The 17,755-nt window shown below is 61.1% G+C and carries 16 protein-coding genes and 1 pseudogene; 5 read left to right on the forward strand and 12 right to left on the reverse strand.

Annotated elements, in window-relative coordinates:
- Positions 1–81: 81 nt before the first annotated feature.
- The 5 genes from KGA97_RS18970 to KGA97_RS18990 form a co-directional block, all read right to left on the reverse strand.
- A complete protein-coding gene (locus KGA97_RS18970) occupies positions 82–561 on the reverse strand; it encodes an Lrp/AsnC family transcriptional regulator (protein WP_008026500.1) in 480 nt (159 codons plus the stop codon).
- A 12-nt stretch (positions 562–573) separates the two neighbouring features.
- Positions 574–1,335 carry an ABC transporter ATP-binding protein gene (locus tag KGA97_RS18975; protein WP_223481277.1) on the reverse strand — a complete coding sequence of 254 codons (762 nt, stop codon included), beginning with the start codon at positions 1,333–1,335 and terminating at the stop codon, positions 574–576.
- Positions 1,336–1,386: 51 nt separating this feature from the next.
- On the reverse strand, positions 1,387–2,097 hold the full coding sequence (locus KGA97_RS18980; protein ID WP_223481278.1) for an ABC transporter permease: 711 nt from the start codon (positions 2,095–2,097) through the stop codon (positions 1,387–1,389).
- The gene (locus KGA97_RS18985; RefSeq protein ID WP_008038374.1) at positions 2,094–2,819 is read right to left on the reverse strand and encodes an ABC transporter permease; all 726 of its coding nucleotides are present in this window, start codon (positions 2,817–2,819) and stop codon (positions 2,094–2,096) included. Before KGA97_RS18985 ends, KGA97_RS18980 begins: the two co-directional genes overlap by 4 nt.
- Positions 2,820–2,894: 75 nt before the next feature.
- Complete coding sequence (locus KGA97_RS18990; protein ID WP_008026508.1) at positions 2,895–3,674, reverse strand: transporter substrate-binding domain-containing protein; 780 nt, start codon at positions 3,672–3,674, stop codon at positions 2,895–2,897.
- A gap of 448 nt (positions 3,675–4,122) precedes the next feature.
- Between KGA97_RS18990 and KGA97_RS18995 the strand changes: the two genes are divergently transcribed.
- Entirely contained in the window at positions 4,123–5,229 is a 1,107-nt protein-coding gene (locus KGA97_RS18995; protein ID WP_008038371.1) for an enoyl-CoA hydratase/isomerase family protein, read from the forward strand.
- Positions 5,230–5,232: 3 nt separating this feature from the next.
- Positions 5,233–6,384, forward strand: a complete 1,152-nt coding sequence (locus KGA97_RS19000) for an acyl-CoA dehydrogenase family protein (RefSeq protein ID WP_008026512.1) — start codon at positions 5,233–5,235, stop codon at positions 6,382–6,384.
- A gap of 107 nt (positions 6,385–6,491) precedes the next feature.
- On the opposite strand, the gene KGA97_RS19005 is transcribed toward KGA97_RS19000, so the two are convergent.
- From KGA97_RS19005 to KGA97_RS19035, 7 genes are all read right to left on the reverse strand, one after another.
- Entirely contained in the window at positions 6,492–6,761 is a 270-nt protein-coding gene (locus tag KGA97_RS19005) for a hypothetical protein (RefSeq protein WP_008038369.1), read from the reverse strand.
- Between the two features lie 257 nt (positions 6,762–7,018).
- Entirely contained in the window at positions 7,019–7,792 is a 774-nt protein-coding gene (locus KGA97_RS19010) for an enoyl-CoA hydratase (RefSeq protein ID WP_084320700.1), read from the reverse strand.
- Between the two features lie 13 nt (positions 7,793–7,805).
- The gene (locus tag KGA97_RS19015) at positions 7,806–8,933 is read right to left on the reverse strand and encodes an acyl-CoA dehydrogenase (RefSeq protein WP_008026517.1); all 1,128 of its coding nucleotides are present in this window, start codon (positions 8,931–8,933) and stop codon (positions 7,806–7,808) included.
- Positions 8,934–9,035: 102 nt separating this feature from the next.
- Complete coding sequence (locus KGA97_RS19020; RefSeq protein ID WP_008038365.1) at positions 9,036–10,229, reverse strand: acetyl-CoA C-acyltransferase; 1,194 nt, start codon at positions 10,227–10,229, stop codon at positions 9,036–9,038.
- Positions 10,230–10,241: 12 nt separating this feature from the next.
- Positions 10,242–11,003 carry an SDR family NAD(P)-dependent oxidoreductase gene (locus KGA97_RS19025; RefSeq protein WP_223481279.1) on the reverse strand — a complete coding sequence of 254 codons (762 nt, stop codon included), beginning with the start codon at positions 11,001–11,003 and terminating at the stop codon, positions 10,242–10,244.
- A 16-nt stretch (positions 11,004–11,019) separates the two neighbouring features.
- Positions 11,020–12,684, reverse strand: a complete 1,665-nt coding sequence (locus KGA97_RS19030) for an AMP-binding protein (RefSeq protein ID WP_008038364.1) — start codon at positions 12,682–12,684, stop codon at positions 11,020–11,022.
- A 250-nt stretch (positions 12,685–12,934) separates the two neighbouring features.
- On the reverse strand, positions 12,935–13,951 hold the full coding sequence (locus KGA97_RS19035) for an AraC family transcriptional regulator (protein WP_223481280.1): 1,017 nt from the start codon (positions 13,949–13,951) through the stop codon (positions 12,935–12,937).
- A 293-nt stretch (positions 13,952–14,244) separates the two neighbouring features.
- Here KGA97_RS19035 and efeU point away from each other — a divergent pair.
- From efeU to efeB, 3 genes and pseudogenes are all read left to right on the forward strand, one after another.
- A pseudogene (efeU, locus tag KGA97_RS19040) lies at positions 14,245–15,082 on the forward strand (iron uptake transporter permease EfeU).
- Between the two features lie 141 nt (positions 15,083–15,223).
- On the forward strand, positions 15,224–16,423 hold the full coding sequence (gene efeO, locus KGA97_RS19045) for an iron uptake system protein EfeO (protein ID WP_223481281.1): 1,200 nt from the start codon (positions 15,224–15,226) through the stop codon (positions 16,421–16,423).
- Between the two features lie 17 nt (positions 16,424–16,440).
- Entirely contained in the window at positions 16,441–17,739 is a 1,299-nt protein-coding gene (gene efeB, locus KGA97_RS19050; protein WP_223481282.1) for an iron uptake transporter deferrochelatase/peroxidase subunit, read from the forward strand.
- Positions 17,740–17,755 lie beyond the last annotated feature (16 nt).

Here is a 17,755-nt window from a genome sequence, read left to right on the forward strand (position 1 = left end):
GCGGTGTATCAGTCAATTCATTAGTAACTGACACACCGCTATCGCGAGCAGGCTCGCTCCCACAGGGGACAGCAGTGTTTATTACTCCATCGTGGTCTTGACCATCGCCAGTTCCGGGTGGCTGACCAGTTTGTCGATGTGCAGCTCCGGGTCGTCGAACCAGACTTCGGTCAGCACCCGGTAATGTTCCATGTCGCGGCAACGCATGCGCAGGCTGTAGTCGAACGCGCCGCTGATCAAGCGACACTCCAGCACCTGCGGGCAAGCACGGACCTTGGCTTCGAAGGCTTTTTGCGCCGCCCGCCCGCTCTGGTTCGACAGCGCAACCAACACCAGCAAAGACAGCCCCGGTGTCAGTTTTTTCTCATCGAGAATCGCCCCGTAACCGCGAATGACCCCGAGCTGTTCAAGCTTGCGCACCCGTTCCAGGCATGGCCTGGGGGTCAGGTGCACGCGCTCCGAAAGCTTTTGGTAAGTGATGCGCCCTTCATGGCGCAGCACTTCAATGATTGCCTGATCGATACGATCAAGCACGATCGACAGATCGCGGATGTCCGCCATGTACGTCTTGCCTCACTTCAAACGACCCGATAGGAATTGCTGCAAACGTTCACTGTTTGGCTGGTCGAGGATCGTCGCATCACCCTGCTCCTCGACCCGCCCCTGATGCAAGAACAACACCTGGCTCGACACCTGCCGGGCAAAGCCCATTTCGTGGGTCACCATCAACATGGTCCGGCCTTCTTCCGCCAGTGCCTGAATCACCTTGAGCACTTCGCCGACCAACTCCGGATCAAGGGCCGAGGTCGGCTCGTCGAACAGCAGAATTTCCGGCTCCACCGCCAGCGCCCGGGCAATCGCCACCCGTTGCTGCTGGCCACCGGAGAGAAACGCCGGGTATTGATCGGCGACTCGCTGCGGCAAGCCGACCTTGTCCAGATAAGCCCGTGCACTTTCCTCAGCCGCCTTGCGGCTGATGCCCAGCACCCGGCACGGCGCCAGCACGATGTTCTCCAGAACGGTCAGGTGACTCCACAAGTTGAAATGCTGGAACACCATCGCCAGGCGCGTGCGCAAACGCTGCAACTGTGCCGGATGGGCGACGCGCATGCCACCCGCACCCGGGCGAGTGATGACCCGTTCGCCGTCGAGTTCGATGGCACCCTCGTCCGCCCGTTCCAGAAAATTGATGCAACGCAGCATGGTGCTTTTGCCTGAACCGCTGGCGCCGATCATGCTCACCACGTCCCCTGCCCGCGCATTCAACGAGACGCCCTTGAGCACTTCATTGTCACCAAAACGTTTATACAGATTTTCAACCGTGAGTTTGTACATGCAGACACCCCTGCAGCAGCACCCGATTCGGCGCTGCTCTGGATAAATGGATTAATGAGTCGGCCCGAGAAAGCTCAGCCAGCGCTTTTCCGCGAGGCGAAATGCGCCGACCAGGCCAAACGACAACGCGAGGTACAGCAGGCCGGCAATGCCGAACGCCTGGAAGGTCATGAAGGTCGCAGCGTTGGCGTCGCGGGCGACTTTGAGAATGTCCGGAATGGTTGCGGTGAACGCCACCGAAGTCGCGTGCAGCATCAGAATCACTTCGTTGCTGTAATACGGCAGCGCCCGGCGCAGCGCCGAGGGCAGGATCAGTCGCAGGTACAGGCGCCAGCCGCTCAAGCCATAAGCGTTGGCTGCCTCGATCTCACCGTAGGGAATGCTGCGGATCGCCCCGGCGAAAATTTCCACGGTATAGGCGCAAGTGTTGAGGGTGAACGCGAGCAGCGTGCAATTCATCGCGTCGCGAAAGAACGCTTCGAGCAGCGGCTGCGAGCGCACCACCGCGATGCCGTAGATCCCGCTGTAGCAAATCAGCAGCTGGATATACAGCGGCGTACCGCGAAACACGTAGGTAAACAGCTGAACCGGCCAGCGCAGCAAGCCCCAGCGCGAGGTGCGCAGGATCGCCAACGGCAACGACAGGACAAAGCCCATCGCGATGCTCGCCACCAGCAACCACAGGGTCATCGCCAGGCCAGTGAGGGTCTCGCCGTCGCTGAACAGAAAGGGTTTCCAGTATTCGGCAATCAACTCGATCATCGCGCCATCCCCCGTACGCCCTGGTTGTAACGTCGCTCCAACACACGCAAGGCGTAGTTCGACGCGCTGGTGATCAGCAGATAAAGCGCCGCCGCCATCAGCAGGAAATCGAGCATGTTGAAGGTGCTTTTACCGGCCTCTTGCGCGACCTTGACCAGGTCCGACAAGCCGATGATCGACACCAGCGCCGTGGCCTTGAGCAACACCAGCCAGTTGTTGCCCAGGCTCGGCAAGGCAAATCGCATCATTTGCGGAAACACCACGAAGCGAAACCGCTGCCAGCGGTTCAAACCGAAACACGCCGCGGCTTCCTGCTGTCCACGCGGCACGCTGAGGATCGCCCCGCGAAAGGTCTCGGTGAAATACGCGCCATAGATAAACCCGAGAGTGATAATCCCGGCCACGAACGGGTCGATTTCCATGTACGGCCAGCCCATCGCTTCGGTCAGGCTGCTCAGCCAGCCTTGCAGGCTGTAGAAAATCAGCAGCATCAGCACCAGGTCCGGCACACCGCGAATCAAGGTGGTGTAGAAGGTTGCCGGCAGGTTCAACAGCTTCAGCGGCGACAGCTTTGCCGCCGCGCCGAGCAGCCCCAGCGCCATGCTCACCAGCAGCGAGAGCGCCGACAGTTTCAGCGTGACCCAGGTGCCGTGCAGCAACAATGGGCCATAGCCTTGCAGGGCCGAAACATCGAGCCCGATCAGATTCAGGAAGGAATTCACGCCAGTCACCTGTCTTGAGGCGCCCACGATGAAACACTGTGCCGGTTCACGGCACAGTGTCTTGGGGCGCGAGGATCAGTTGTTGTAGAGGTCCAGATCGCCGAAATGCTTCTGCTGGATCTGTGCGTAGATGCCCTTGTCGTGCAGGGCCTTGATGGCGGCATTGAGCATGCCTTTGAGTTCTTCGTTGTCCTTGCGCACGCCGATGGCGATTTCCGACGGCACCAACGGGTCGCTGATGCCTTCGCTGTTCTGGAAGTCAGCCCCTTGTGGCGATGTGAGAAAGCTCATCTGTGCTTGCAGCTTGTCCTGGATCGACGCATCGAGACGGCCATAAACCAGGTCGGCGTACACCTGATCCTGATTCTGATAAGCGCGCAGCTTCACGCCGCCCGGCCCCAGTTTGGCCTTGGCGTAGGTTTCCTGAATCGTGCCCTGCATGTAACCGATGGTCTTGCCCCGCAGCGACTCGGCGGTGGGCAGCAGCCCGGAGTCCTTGCGGGTGACGATGGCGGTCGGCCCGGCGTACAGACGGTCGGTGAAGTCGATCTGCTTTTTGCGCGGCTCGGTCACGGTCATCGACGATTCGATGGCGTCGAACTTGCCGGCCTTGAGGGCTGGAATCAGCCCGTCGAAATCATTGCTGACCCACACGCAAGTCAGTTTCAGCTCGGCACAGATCGCGTTGCCCAGGTCCACGCCAAAGCCCTGCACGCCGCCATCGGCGGTGGTTGACTCAAAAGGCGGGTAGCTTGGGTTGACGCCGAATCGCAGCTCTTTCCATTCCTTGGCATGGGCGCCGGTGGTGCAGCACAGCAGCGCGAGTGTCGGCAAAGTCAGCCATTTGATATTCATCTTCTTGAGTCCCGATTTGTTTGGAGTTATCGCGGCCTGGCGAACCGGACCGCCTTTATGGGCAGGAACAGAGAGTCGGTGCGGCGCGAGCCGCAACAGCGTTCTTATTGTTTTGTTCGAGGGGCCGCACGTTGCGGCCTCCAGCCTGAAACCCTCGGCACAGACGGCTTCAAAAGCACGGCCAGAATGCCAACAGATAACCTGTTGCAGGTGTCGTAAGGGCCGTTCCAGACGCCCCGATTGCGCTGATAAGGCTGTTTTCACAGCCGATTCGGTCGTGAGCGCGGCCCGCGGTGGTCTTGAGAGGGAAATCCTTCAGCGCTATTACAAAAATGCACACGAGACCTGCACATATCCGGGTTGTACTAGGCAAATTTGCACTGTTACGATCCAGCATCGCTCGCGCGCGAGCTTCTCTATAAAGAACAATAAAAGCAGGGAGTTAGTGATGACTGCTCAGGTTTCATCGAAGTGGACTTCGTCCATGGATGCCACGCAAAACGACGTGCTGGCCGAGGTTCGCAACCATATCGGTCACCTGACCCTCAACCGCCCCGCTGGCCTCAACGCCATTACCCTCGACATGGTGCGCAATCTGCAGCGTCAGCTCGACGCTTGGGCGCAGGATTCGAACATTCACGCGGTGGTCTTGCGCGGTGCCGGCGAAAAAGCCTTTTGTGCCGGCGGCGACATCCGCTCGCTGTATGACAGCTTCAAAAACGGCGACACCCTGCACGAAGATTTCTTCGTCGAGGAATACGCCCTCGACCTCGCGATTCACCATTACCGCAAACCGGTTCTCGCCCTGATGGACGGCTTCGTCCTGGGTGGCGGCATGGGTCTGGTGCAAGGCGCCGACCTGCGCGTGGTCACCGAGAAAAGCCGCCTGGCAATGCCGGAAGTGGCCATCGGTTATTTCCCGGACGTCGGTGGCAGCTACTTCCTGCCGCGCATCCCCGGTGAACTGGGGATCTACCTGGGCGTCAGCGGCGTGCAGATCCGTGCGGCGGATGCGCTCTATTGCGGCCTGGCCGACTGGTATCTGGACAGCAGCAAACTGGCCACGCTGGACGAAAAACTCGATCAGCTGGAATGGCACGACACGCCGCTCAAGGACCTGCAAGGCCTGCTGGCCCGACTCGCCGTGCAGCAACTGCCGGACGCGCCATTGGAAGCGCTGCGCCCGGCTATCGATCACTTCTTCGCCCTGCCCGATGTGCCGGGTATTGTTGAACAACTGCGCAACGTTACGGTTGCCGACAGCCATGAATGGGCGACCACCACCGCCGACCTGCTGCAAAGCCGTTCACCGCTGGCCATGGGCGTGACCCTGGAAATGCTGCGGCGCGGTCGGCACCTGAGTCTGGAAGACTGTTTTGCCCTGGAGCTGCACCTGGACCGTCAGTGGTTCGAGCGCGGCGACCTGATCGAAGGCGTGCGCGCCTTGCTGATCGACAAAGACAAGACCCCGCGCTGGAACCCGCCGACCTTGCAGGCGCTGGACGCCGCACATGTCGCGAGTTTTTTCACAGGGTTTGACCGGAGCGGGAGCTGAGCCATGCACGATATCGAATTGAGCGAAGAGCAAGTCATGATCCGCGACATGGCCCGGGACTTTGCCCGTGGCGAAATCGCGCCCCACGCGCAAGCCTGGGAAAAGGCCGGCTGGATCGACGACGGTCTGGTAGCGAAGATGGGCGAACTGGGTCTGCTGGGCATGGTGGTGCCCGAGGAATGGGGCGGCACTTATGTCGATTACGTCGCCTACGCCCTGGCGGTGGAAGAGATTTCCGCCGGCGACGGCGCCACGGGCGCACTGATGAGCATCCACAATTCCGTGGGTTGCGGGCCGGTCATGAACTACGGCACCGACGAACAGAAACAGACCTGGTTGCCGGATCTGGCCAGCGGCAAGGCCATCGGCTGCTTCTGCCTGACCGAGCCGCAAGCCGGTTCCGAGGCGCATAACCTGCGCACCCGCGCCGAACTGCGCGACGGCCAGTGGGTGATCAACGGCGCCAAGCAATTCGTCAGCAACGGCAAACGGGCGAAACTGGCGATTGTGTTTGCCGTGACCGATCCGGACCTGGGCAAGCGTGGTATCTCGGCGTTTCTGGTGCCGACCGATACCGCCGGTTTCATCGTTGATCGCACCGAACACAAGATGGGCATTCGCGCGTCCGATACCTGCGCAGTCACCCTGAGCAACTGCACCATCCCCGAAGCCAATCTGTTGGGTGAACGCGGTAAAGGCCTGGCCATCGCCCTCTCCAACCTCGAAGGCGGACGCATCGGCATCGCCGCGCAGGCCTTGGGTATCGCGCGTGCCGCTTTCGAAGCGGCGCTGGCCTACTCCCGTGATCGCGTGCAGTTCGCCAAGCCGATCATCGAGCACCAGAGCATCGCCAACATGCTGGCCGACATGCACATGCAACTCAACGCTGCACGGTTGATGATCCTGCACGCCGCGCGGTTGCGCAGTGCCGGCAAGCCGTGCCTGTCGGAGGCTTCGCAGGCCAAGCTGTTTGCCTCGGAAATGGCTGAGAAGGTCTGCTCGTCAGCGATGCAGATCCATGGCGGGTACGGGTATCTGGAGGATTACCCGGTGGAGCGTTACTACCGGGATGCGCGGATCACGCAGATTTATGAAGGGTCGAGCGAGATTCAGCGGATGGTGATTGCCCGAGAGTTGAAAAATTATCTGGTGTGAACCTTAAAAAGCTTCGCGGGCAAGCCTCGCTCCTACAGGTTGTGTGTTGTTCATGCGAACACCGATAACCTGTAGGAGCGAGGCTTGCCCGCGAAGGCGTTATTGGTTTAAACCACCGACGTTGTGGCGCGTACGGTCTGAATTGCCACGCTCAAATCGGGTTCGCTGGACGGCATTTCCTGCACCGCGAAGAACACCGATGTCGTGCCGTCTTCCTCAATCACAACGGTTCGTCGGGTCACCAACAAGGCGGTGTTGGGGTTTTGTGGCCAATAGACGATGTCGTCTTTCATGGGCTCGTTGGCCAGAACATAACCTTGGGGGACGTGCGATACCGGCGTACCGCACTGGGCGTGCACAAAATGACAAATGCTCATGTAAACCTCGAATAAAGTGATTGAGCCTGAAACGACGGCTTCGTCCTGAAGCCTCGGTTAGCGTCCGGGCAAATTCACCATAGTCGAGGTACATGGGATCAGATACGGGCGGAGTGATGGCCCTGCTTCGCTGAATTCTTTCAATGCATTTCATGGGTGCTGGAAAAAGCTTCGCGGGCAAGCCTCGCTCCTACAGGGGAATGCGTATCCCCGTAGGAGCGAGGCTTGCCCGCGAAGACGTCCGTGAGAACGCTACATCACTTACCGACGAACTCCGCCTCACGCTTGGCAATAAACGCCGCCATCCCTTCCTTCTGATCCTGCGTCGCAAACGCCGCATGGAACACCCGACGCTCAAAGCGCACGCCTTCCGACAGGCTCACTTCGAAGGCGCGGTTGACGCTTTCCTTGACCATCATCGCAATCGGCAACGATTTCTTGGCGATCAGTGCGGCGACTTTCAGCGCTTCTTCCAGCAATTCATCCGCTGGCACGATCCGCGCCACGATCCCGCAACGCTCTGCTTCCACGGCATCGATCAAACGCCCGCTCAGGCACATTTCCATCGCCTTGGCTTTACCGACTGCGCGAGTCAGGCGCTGTGTGCCGCCCATGCCCGGCAACACGCCGAGGTTGATTTCCGGTTGGCCGAACTTCGCGTTGTCCCCGGCGAGGATGAAGTCGCACATCAGCGCCAGTTCACAACCACCGCCCAGGGCAAAACCGTTCACAGCAGCGATGATCGGCTTGCGGCGGTTGGCCACGCGGTCGCTGTCGCTGAACAGATCGTCGAGGTAGATCTGCGGGTAGGTCAGCTCAGCCATTTCCTTGATGTCGGCACCGGCGGCGAAGGCTTTTTTCGAGCCGGTCAGCACGATGCAACCGATGTTCGAATCGGCTTCCAGGCCATCGAGGGCGTGGTTCAGTTCGCTGACGATCTGCGCGTTCAACGCGTTCAGCGCCTGCGGACGGTTCAGGGTGATCAGGCCGACACGGCCATGGATTTCCAGCAAAATCGTTTCGTAACTCACAATGGACTCCTTCTTAAAGACTGCGCGAAATGACCATGCGCTGAATATCGCTGGTGCCTTCGTAGATCTGGCATACCCGCACGTCGCGGTAGATCCGCTCCAGCGGGAAGTCGTTCAGGTAACCGTAACCGCCGAGGGTTTGCAACGCTGCAGAGCAGACCTTTTCGGCCATTTCCGAGGCGAACAGTTTGGCCATGGACGCTTCGACCAACGCCGGTTTGCCGCTGTCACGCAGCGCGGCGGCGTAATGCACCATTTGCCGGGCCACGGCGATCTGGGTCGCCATGTCCGCGAGGCGGAACGCGACGGCCTGATGCTCGATGATCGGTTTGCCGAAACTCTCGCGCTCACGGGCGTAATCCCGCGCCGCTTCAAACGCGGCTCGGGCCATGCCCACCGATTGCGAAGCGATGCCGACGCGGCCGCCTTCGAGGTTGGCCAGGGCAATTCGATAGCCTTCACCCTCCTCGCCCAAGCGGTTGGCCACCGGCACTTTGACGTCTTCGAACAGAATCTGGCAGGTGTCGGACGCATGCTGGCCGAGTTTGTCTTCGACGCGGGCGACTTTGTAGCCCGGTGAATCGGTCGGCACGATCAGTGCGGTGATCCCGCGTTTGCCGGCGCTCGGGTCCGTCACTGCAAACACGATCACCACGCCGGCGTTCTGCCCGGAGGTGATGAACTGTTTGCAACCGTTCAGGACGTAATGATCGCCTTCCAGGCGCGCACGGGTTTTCAGGCCGCTGGCATCGGAGCCGGCCTGCGGTTCGGTCAGGGCGAAGGCGCCGAGCATTGCACCGCTGGCCAACGGTTTGAGAAAACGTTCTTTCTGGTCGTCGTTGCCGTAGTTCAGGATCGGCACGCAGCCGACCGAGTTGTGCACGCTCATGATGGTCGAGCAGGCGCCGTCGCCGGCGGCGATTTCTTCCAGGGCCATGGCGTAGGCCAGGTAACCGGTGTCGCACCCACCCCACTGTTCGGGCACCAGCATGCCGAAGAAACCCAGTTCAGCCATTTCGCCGATGGCTTCCTTGGGGAAGCGGTGCTCACGGTCCCATTCGGCGGCGAACGGTTTCAGCCGTTCCTGGGCAAACTGCCGGGCCGCTTCGCTGATCTGCAGTTGTTCGTCATTGGGAATCATGGCAAATCCTTAAAAATGTAATCGCCTCTGTAGGAGCCAGCTTGCTGGCGATGGCGATTTCAAGTACGCCATCGCCGGCAAGCCGGCTCCTACAGAGTCAGATCAGTACAGGCATTCCACGGCCATCGCCGTGGCTTCGCCGCCGCCGATGCAGATCGCCGCAACGCCGCGTTTCAGGCCTTTCTGGCGCAGGGCCGAGAGCAAGGTCACGAGGATCCGCGCGCCGGACGCACCGATCGGGTGGCCCAAGGCGCAAGCGCCGCCGTGCACGTTGAGTTTCTCGTGGGGGATTTCCAGATGGGTCATCGCAGCCATGCCGACCACCGCGAAGGCTTCATTGACTTCCACCAGGTCCACGTCATTCAACGACCAGCCGGTTTTCTTCATCAGCCGCTTGATCGCGCCGATCGGTGCCACCGGGAACAGGCCCGGCGTGTCGGCGAATGCCGCGTGGCCATGGATCACCGCCAGCGGTTTCAGGCCGCGCTTGTCCGCTTCGGAACGACGCATCAGCACCAGCGCCGCCGCACCGTCGGAAATCGAACTGGAGTTGGCCGCCGTCACCGTGCCGCCTTCGCGGAAGGCCGGTTTCAGCGAGGCAATCTTGTCCAGTTTGGCTTTTGGTGGCTGCTCGTCGTTACTGATGACGACTTGCTCTTTGCCGACGGTCACGGTCAACGGCACGATCTCGTCCTTGAAGCTGCCGTCCTTGATCGCCTGCTGCGCACGGGTGGTCGAAGCGATGGCAAACGCATCCTGCGCTTCGCGGCTGAAGCCGTTGGTTTCAGCGCAATCTTCGGCGAAAGTGCCCATCAGGCGGCCCTTGTCGTAGGCGTCTTCCAGGCCGTCGAGGAACATGGAATCGAGCACACGGCCATGGCCCATGCGATAACCGCTGCGGGCGCGGTCCAGCAGGTATGGCGCGTTGGACATGCTTTCCATGCCACCCGCCACCACCACATCGGCACTGCCGGCGAGCAGCATGTCATGGGCCAGGATGGCCGCTTCCATACCGGAACCGCACATCTTGTTCAGGGTGGTGCAACGGGTCGATTTATCCAGCCCGGCGCCCAGTGCAGCCTGGCGCGCCGGGGCCTGGCCGAGGCCGGCGGGCAGCACGCAGCCAAACAGCACTTCTTCAACCGCGTCCGGCGCAACACCGGCGCGTTCAACGGCGGCGCGAATCGCGGCGGCACCCAATTGCGGTGCAGTCAGGCTTTTCAGTTCGCCCTGGAAACCGCCCATCGGGGTACGGACGGCGCTGACGATAACGATTGGATCGTGGGAAAGGGTCATGACAAATCCTCCTTACTTGGCGGCCATGCGCAAGGCACCGTCGAGACGGATCACCTCGCCATTGAGCATGCTGTTATCAATAATATGCCTGACCAGCTGCGCGTACTCGGCCGGTTTGCCCAAACGTGGTGGAAACGGCACGCCAGCGGCAAGGGAATCGCGGACTTCCGGGGTCATGCCGGCCATCATCGGCGTCTCGAAAATCCCTGGGGCGATGGTCATCACACGGATACCGAAGCGCGCCAGTTCACGAGCCGCCGGCAAGGTCAGGCTGACAATCGCGCCTTTCGATGCCGCATAGGCCGCCTGGCCGATCTGGCCGTCATAGGCTGCGGCGGAAGCGGTGTTGATGATCACACCGCGTTCGCCATCGGCATCCGGCTCGGTTTCAGCGATGGCCGCCGACGCCAGACGCAGCATGTTGAAGCTGCCGATCAGGTTGACGTTGATCACCTGGCTGAAACTGGCCAGTGCATGCGGACCGTTTTTGCCGAGGATCTTCTCGCCACGCACAATGCCGGCGCAGTTGACCAGACCGTTCAGGCCACCGAAGGCTTTGACCGTGGCCCGCACCGCTGCCTCTGCCGCCGCTTCGTTGCTGATGTCCGCGACCACGCTTTGCGCGCCGAGACGTTCAGCCTGGGCCGCGACCGCTTCGGCGTTCATGTCCACCAGCATCACTTTGGCGCCGGCCGCGACCAGCATTTCAGCCGTGGCCGCACCGAGCCCGGAGGCACCTCCGGTGACGAGAAAAACCTTGTTTTCGATCTGCATCATTGTTTCCTTGGATTCAAGCTGAAACGTTCTTCGCTGCGGCCTCTTGAGCCTTGGCGATTTCCTGGTTGCGCAAGATAAAGCGCTGCAATTTGCCGCTTGGGGTTTTCGGCAATTCGCTGACAAATTCGATTTCACGTGGGTAAGAGTGCGCGGCCAGACGTTTGCGCACGTGTTGGCGCAACTCTTCGGCCAACTCCGGCGCGGCGCGGTACTGCGCGCTGAGCACGACGAAGGCTTTGACCAGTTCGGTGCGCTCCGGATCGGGTTTGCCGACTACGGCGGCTTCGACGACGGCCGGGTGTTCGATCAATGCGCTTTCCACATCGAACGGGCCGACGCGATAGCCGGAGGTGGTGATCACGTCGTCACTGCGGCCGACGAAGCTGATGCTGCCGTCCGGGTTCCACTCGACGGTGTCGCCGCTCAGGTAATAGTTGCCGACGAAGGCTTTGGTCGGTGCGCCTTCGTAGCCGTTGAACCAGCACATTGGCGATTGAGTGCGGTCGATGGCGAGGATGCCGGGTTGGCCGACACCCAGTTCCTTGTACTCCTCGTCCAGCACCACGATACGGTGGCCCGGCGACGCAAAACCGGCGGCGCCCATGTGGATCGGGTGATCGAGGCCGTGGTGGTTGCACAGGACCATGCCCAATTCGGTCTGGCCGTAATGGTCGTGAATGACCACGCCGAGGTTGTCGGCGAACCAGCGGATCACTTCCGGGTTCAACGGCTCGCCGGCGCTGCTGACGATGCGCAGCTTGCCTTTGATCGACTTAGCGAACTCATCGCCACCGGCGATCAGCAGACGATAGGCGGTCGGTGAACCGGTGAGGTTGGTGATCCCGTACTTGTTGATCACCCGGCAGGTGCTTTCGAGGGTGAACGGGCCATCGTAAAAGGTGATCGGATGCCCCATCGCCATCGGCCCGGTGACGCCGAAATAGATGCCGTAGGCCCAACCCGGATCGGCGACGTTCCAGAAGGCGTCTTCAGGGCGCAGGTCCACGGCGTCGCGGGTGTAACTCTCGAACGCGACGATTGCCTTGAGCGGCACCGAAAGCGCTTTCGACGGGCCGGTCGTGCCAGAGGTGAACATCAGCAGGAACGGGTCTTCGCCGGTCAGCAGCACCGGTTCGCAGTCAGCGGAATAGTTGGCCAGTTCGGCCCAGAAACTGAAATCGCCACGGACGATGCCCTGGCCTTTTGCACCACCGACGGTGACGATGGTCGGGCAGTCGGCGACTTCAGCGAGTTTCGAGCGATTGACCGCGTCGGTCACCACCACTTTCGCACCGGAGCTGCTCAAGCGGTGTTCGATGGCCTTGGGGCCGAACGCGGTGAACAGCGGCTGATACACCGCGCCGATGCGCCAGGTGGCGAACACGGTGATCAACAATTCGATATTGCGCGGCAGCAGGCCGGCGACCTTGTCGCCTTTCTTTACGCCCTGCGCCAGCAGGAAATTGGCGAAACGTGCAGCCTTGTCCTGCAAGTCGCTGAAGGTGTACGTCGCACTGGTGCCGTCCCGCCCTTCCCAGAACAGCGCGATGCGACCTGGTAACGCATGCCGGTCGCAACACTCGACACAGGCATTGAGGGCCGTCAGGTTACCCGCGAGTGCGGCGTCGACGGTGTGCTGATAATTGAACTGTGACGTGGCAGACAAGTAATCGCGCATTGCCAGAATCCCTCGGTATTTTTATTAGGTTGGGGGAAGCGTAACCAACAGCGAAATACTCGCTCTGCGCGGGGGGTGGGGCAATGGTCAAAGCTATCAAGTTGTCTGACTGGTTTGGCCAAGATCCAACAGATGTGGCGCCTGGTTTGACGCCTTCGCGGGCAAGCCTCGCTCCTACAGGGGATCGCATTTCTCTGTAGGAGCGAGGCTTGCCCGCGAAGAGGCCCGCCCAATCACCACAAAACCCGGATCAGCTCGCCTCGGTCAGAATCAAACTCCGATAATGCCCCGGATTCGACCCCGACCATTTGCGAAACGCCTTGTAGAACGAGCTCGCATCGGCAAACCCCAGCCGCGTGGCGATTTCGGCGAAGCTGATACTCGGCTCCGCCAGCCAGACAATGGCCAGTTCCTTGCGCACGCCGTCCTTGAGGCCTTGATAGGTCTGCCCCTCCTCCGCCAGCCGCCGCCGCAAGGTCGAGGCCGACATGCACAGTTGCTGTGCCAGAGGTTCGGTTTCCGGCCACTGCTCGGCGGGCAATTGCCGCAAATCGTGCTTGATCCGACTCGCCAGACTCTCCGGGTCGCGGTACTTGACCAGAATATTGGCCGGCGCATGGGCCAGGAAGCGCTTGAGTTCTTCCGCGCTGCGCTTGATCGGCAGATCCAGGCAATCGGCCGAAAAAATCATTCGAGTGCGTGGCCGGTCGAAACGCAGGTTCTCGGAAAACATCACCTGATAGTCATCACAGAAATCCGGTTCCGGGCAGCGCAACTCGATGGCCAGAATCGGAATCCGCCGCCCGGCCAGCCAACACGCAACGCCGTGAACGATCATCCAGTAGGTGAAATAGGTGAACGCGCGGCGAGGGTCCTGGTCGTCTTCCAGCAAGACGATTTCCGCGAGACTTTGCTGACGAACCAGCTGCGCGGGCAGGTGTTCGAGCATCAACGACAGAAACCCCAGCCCCGAAGTCAGGCCGGCGGCCAGGCTCGGCTGGACCATCGAGCAGCGGCACAGAAACTCCAGGCTGCCGGATTTGAGCTTGCGCGGGTCCATGCCAAAAAACTCATCGTCGCCACGCCGGGCCAGCAACCGCCACAAACGCGCATAGGCCGTGGCCGGGACGCGGGCAACGGCGGACTCCAGCAGCGCCGGATCGATGCCGACCTTGTTCAACACCTCGTCGGTGGCAGCGCCAGGGGCGCAACTTTGCAACAGCGCTTCACGCACCAGTTGAATGGAAATGGTGTCTTTTTCCGACATTGCGCGGGGTGTGCCCTGTTGTTTGAGTGGAGGGCATAGTAGCGCACAGCGACACAGTTCCGTAGGAGCGAAGCTTGCTCGCGAAAGCAGTGTGTCATTCAACATCCACAGTGACTGACATGGCCTCTTCGCGGGCAAGTCGGATCGCCGCACCGCTCGCTCCTACAGGGGGTACTTGGGTGATGTTGAGGGTTGTTCAGGTTAGGTTCAGGTAAATGTCAACTATTGGCATTTGGGAATGAGTGTCATTATGTTACAAATTAGCACCCTATCTAATTCCACGACGGTGCTGAATGCTTGTTCCTTTTCTGATCATGCTGCGCGAAGGCATCGAGGCCGCATTGATCGTCGGCATCATCGCCAGCTACCTCAAGCAAACCGGTCGTGGCCAGTGGATGCCGGCCGTGTGGATCGGTGTGTTTCTCGCCGCCGCACTGGCCCTGCTGGTGGGCGGCGGCCTGGAACTGGTCAGCGCTGAGTTCCCGCAGAAACAACAGGAACTGTTTGAAGGTGTGGTCGGCCTGGTGGCGGTCGGCATCCTCAGTTCCATGGTGTTCTGGATGCGCAAGGTGGCGCGTTCGATCAAGCATTCGCTGCACGTCTCCCTCGATCAGGCGCTGACTGGCTCTAAACATCAGGTCACGGCGCTGATCGCCATGGTGTTTTTCGCCGTCGCTCGGGAAGGCCTGGAAACGGTGTTTTTCCTGCTCGCGGTGTTCCAGCAAAGCGAAGGTCCGGCGGCACCGATTGGCGCCCTGCTCGGCCTGATCCTGGCGATCATCGTTGGCTTCCTCATTTACACCGGCAGCATGCGCCTGAACCTCGGCGCGTTCTTTCGCTGGACCGGGCTGTTCATCCTCGTGGTAGCCGCCGGCATTCTCGCCAACTCGGTGCAGGCGCTGCATGAGGCCGGGGTGTGGAATCAGCTGCAAACCGTGCTGTTCGATTTCAGCACCACGCTGCCAATGGACGGCCCGCTGGGCTCGGTGCTGGCCGGGATGTTCGGGTATCAGGATGCGCCGACTGTCAGCACCCTCGGCGCTTATCTGATTTACCTGCTGGTGGCGTTGGTGATGTTTTTTTTTTCCGGCGCCGGCACCCGCTAAACAACCTTCTTCCGCTTCTTTGTAGGAGCAAGCTTGCTCGCGATAAGAGCGCCGCGGTGCATCAGGCCTCCAGCGTCATCGTTGACGACCATCGCGAGCAGGCTCGCTCCCACAAGGGGTCTGTGCGTTGAGACCACTCAATAGTTTCCAGTCAGTAAGGGCACCCATGTCAAATCAAGCCCCACCTCAGGCCTCCCCTCCCCGTGCCTTGCGCTGGGCGGTGGCCGGTTCGGTGATCGTGATGATCGCCGCCGGTGGCCTGTTCTACTACGCCTCGAAAATGGCCGCGGCCAAACGCCAGGCCAACCATGACGAAGTGCTGGTGACCATTCACCCCCACAGCTGCGAACCGAACGCGTTGACGGTGCCGGCCGGTCGCGCCAGTTTCCGCATCGTCAACCGCTCGGATCGCGCCGTTGAATGGGAAATCCTTGACGGCGTGCTGGTGGTCGAAGAACGGGAAAACATCGCGCCCGGCCTGAGTCAGGTGATCAACGCCAACCTGCTGCCCGGCGACTACGCGATCACCTGCGGCCTGCTGAGCAACCCGCGTGGCACGTTGCACGTGACACCGACCGCGGCGTCCGATGCCGCCGCCAAGGCCAAGCCGTCGATGGTGGCTTTCGTCGGGCCGTTGTCGGAGTTCCGCGTTTACCTGAGCAGCCAAAGTACCGCGCTGATCAAAGCCGTCACCGCGCTCGAACAAGCCATCGAAGCCGGTGACCTGAGTCAGGCACAAGCCTTGTACGTCCCGGCGCGCAGTGCCTACCAACGCATTGCCCCGGCCACGCAACGCCTGGCGGAACTGGACAACGCCATCAACGCCCGTGCCGATTACTTTGAAAAGCGTGAGCAGGACCCCGGCTTCGTGGGTTTCCATCGCCTGGAATATGCGCTGTTCCAGCAACGCAACCTCGACGGCCTGACACCAGTAGCCCAACAGCTGCTGACCGACGTCACCACGCTCAAGCAACAACTGCTCGCGCAATCGCTGCCCCCGGAACAACTGGTCAGCATCGTGGTGCGCAACCTCAATAACCTCGGAGATGTGCGCGCCAGCAGCGGTGAAGAAGAACGCTACAGCCACACCGACTTGTACGGTTTCGCCGGCAACCTCGAAGCTGCCCGCAAAGTCGTCGACCTGTTGCGCCCGTTGCTGACCAAGTCCGCCGCCGAACTGCTGCCGGCCCTCGACAGCGCTGTCGCCAGCCTTGATGCCGAACTCAACGGTTTCAAGGTCAAGGACGGCTATGCGAGCTATGACACGGTCGGCGCCGCGCAACGCAAACAGATCGCCGACAAGGCCAAGGCACTGGCCGATGCACTCGATGGAATCGATCCCGCCCTTGGCCTTTCCGGCCTGTAGCAGAAGACGACATTCAGATGAACGATTCAGAGCAATTCAACCTCCAGCGTCGCCGGGTATTGATGGGCATGGGCGCCACCGGTGTGGCGTTGGCCGCTTCGGCATTGAGCTGCCCGGCCATGGCCGCCAGCCCGGCGCAAGTCACCGAAGCACCGAGCAGCGACCGGACCGAAGACCACCACGACTTCCACGGCCAGCACCAAAGCGGCATCGTCACCCCGCGCCCGGCGTCGGGCATGTTGGTGTCGTTTGATGTGTTGGCCAGTGACCGCGAAGACCTCGAACGGCTGTTCCGCACGCTCAATGAGCGCATCGCGTTCCTGATGAAGGGCGGCCCGGTGGCGCAGGTCGATCCGAAACTGCCGCCAGTGGATTCAGGGATTCTTGGCCCGGTGGTCACGCCGGACAACCTGACCATCACCGTCTCGGTGGGTGAATCGTTGTTCGACGAACGCTTCGGCCTGGCCCACGCCAAACCGAAACGGCTGAGCCGCATGGTCGGTTTCCCCAACGATGCGCTGGAAGCCGATTGCTGCCACGGCGACCTGAGTTTGCAGTTCTGCGCCAACACCACCGACACCAACATCCACGCCCTGCGCGACATCGTGAAAAACCTGCCGGACTTGCTGCTGGTGCGCTGGAAACAGGAAGGCAGCGTGCCACCCCAGGCACCGGCGAAACCCGGTGTGCCGGCGCAGAGTGCGCGTAACTTTCTGGGTTTTCGCGACGGCTCGGCCAATCCCGATTCCAACGACGCCAAGGCCATGGATCGCATCGTCTGGGTCCAGCCCGGCAGCGACGAACCGGCGTGGGCCGTCAACGGCAGCTATCAAGCGGTGCGGATCATCCGCAACTTCGTCGAGCGCTGGGACCGCACGCCATTGCAGGAACAGGAAAGCATTCTCGGCCGGATCAAAAGCACCGGCGCCCCTATGGGTGGTGCGCATGAAACCGAGGTTCCGGATTACGCCAAGGACCCGGAAGGCAAGCTGACCAAGCTCGACGCGCACATCCGACTGGCCAACCCGCGCACCGCCGCGAGTCAGGCCAACCTGATCCTGCGCCGGCCGTTCAACTACTCCAACGGCGTGAACAAGAACGGTCAGCTGGACATGGGCTTGCTGTTCATCTGCTACCAGGCCGACCTGGAAAAAGGCTTCATCACCGTGCAAACCCGGCTCAACGGCGAGCCGCTCGAGGAGTACCTCAAGCCGGTCGGCGGCGGGTACTTCTTCACCCTGCCGGGTGTGACGGGCGACCAGGATTTCATCGGTCGCTCGCTGCTCTACGCCGCACAAACAAAAGCCACCGCCTAACCAACCCCCAACACGG

The sequence above is a fragment of the Pseudomonas sp. BF-B-15 genome, assembly GCF_019946675.1.
GTDB classification, from domain to species: Bacteria; Pseudomonadota; Gammaproteobacteria; order Pseudomonadales; family Pseudomonadaceae; genus Aquipseudomonas; species Aquipseudomonas migulae.

Coding starts and splice junctions, on each gene's coding strand:
- KGA97_RS19015 (WP_008026517.1), bottom strand. CDS start 8,933: ATGATTCCCAATGACGAACAACTGCAGATCAGCGAAGCGGCCCGGCAG.
- KGA97_RS19030 (WP_008038364.1), bottom strand. CDS start 12,684: ATGCGCGATTACTTGTCTGCCACGTCACAGTTCAATTATCAGCACACC.
- efeB (WP_223481282.1), top strand. CDS start 16,441: ATGAACGATTCAGAGCAATTCAACCTCCAGCGTCGCCGGGTATTGATG.
- efeO (WP_223481281.1), top strand. CDS start 15,224: ATGTCAAATCAAGCCCCACCTCAGGCCTCCCCTCCCCGTGCCTTGCGC.
- KGA97_RS18975 (WP_223481277.1), bottom strand. CDS start 1,335: ATGTACAAACTCACGGTTGAAAATCTGTATAAACGTTTTGGTGACAAT.
- KGA97_RS18980 (WP_223481278.1), bottom strand. CDS start 2,097: ATGATCGAGTTGATTGCCGAATACTGGAAACCCTTTCTGTTCAGCGAC.
- KGA97_RS18990 (WP_008026508.1), bottom strand. CDS start 3,674: ATGAATATCAAATGGCTGACTTTGCCGACACTCGCGCTGCTGTGCTGC.
- KGA97_RS18970 (WP_008026500.1), bottom strand. CDS start 561: ATGGCGGACATCCGCGATCTGTCGATCGTGCTTGATCGTATCGATCAG.
- KGA97_RS19005 (WP_008038369.1), bottom strand. CDS start 6,761: ATGAGCATTTGTCATTTTGTGCACGCCCAGTGCGGTACGCCGGTATCG.
- KGA97_RS18995 (WP_008038371.1), top strand. CDS start 4,123: ATGACTGCTCAGGTTTCATCGAAGTGGACTTCGTCCATGGATGCCACG.
- KGA97_RS19020 (WP_008038365.1), bottom strand. CDS start 10,229: ATGACCCTTTCCCACGATCCAATCGTTATCGTCAGCGCCGTCCGTACC.
- KGA97_RS19000 (WP_008026512.1), top strand. CDS start 5,233: ATGCACGATATCGAATTGAGCGAAGAGCAAGTCATGATCCGCGACATG.
- KGA97_RS19025 (WP_223481279.1), bottom strand. CDS start 11,003: ATGCAGATCGAAAACAAGGTTTTTCTCGTCACCGGAGGTGCCTCCGGG.
- KGA97_RS19035 (WP_223481280.1), bottom strand. CDS start 13,951: ATGTCGGAAAAAGACACCATTTCCATTCAACTGGTGCGTGAAGCGCTG.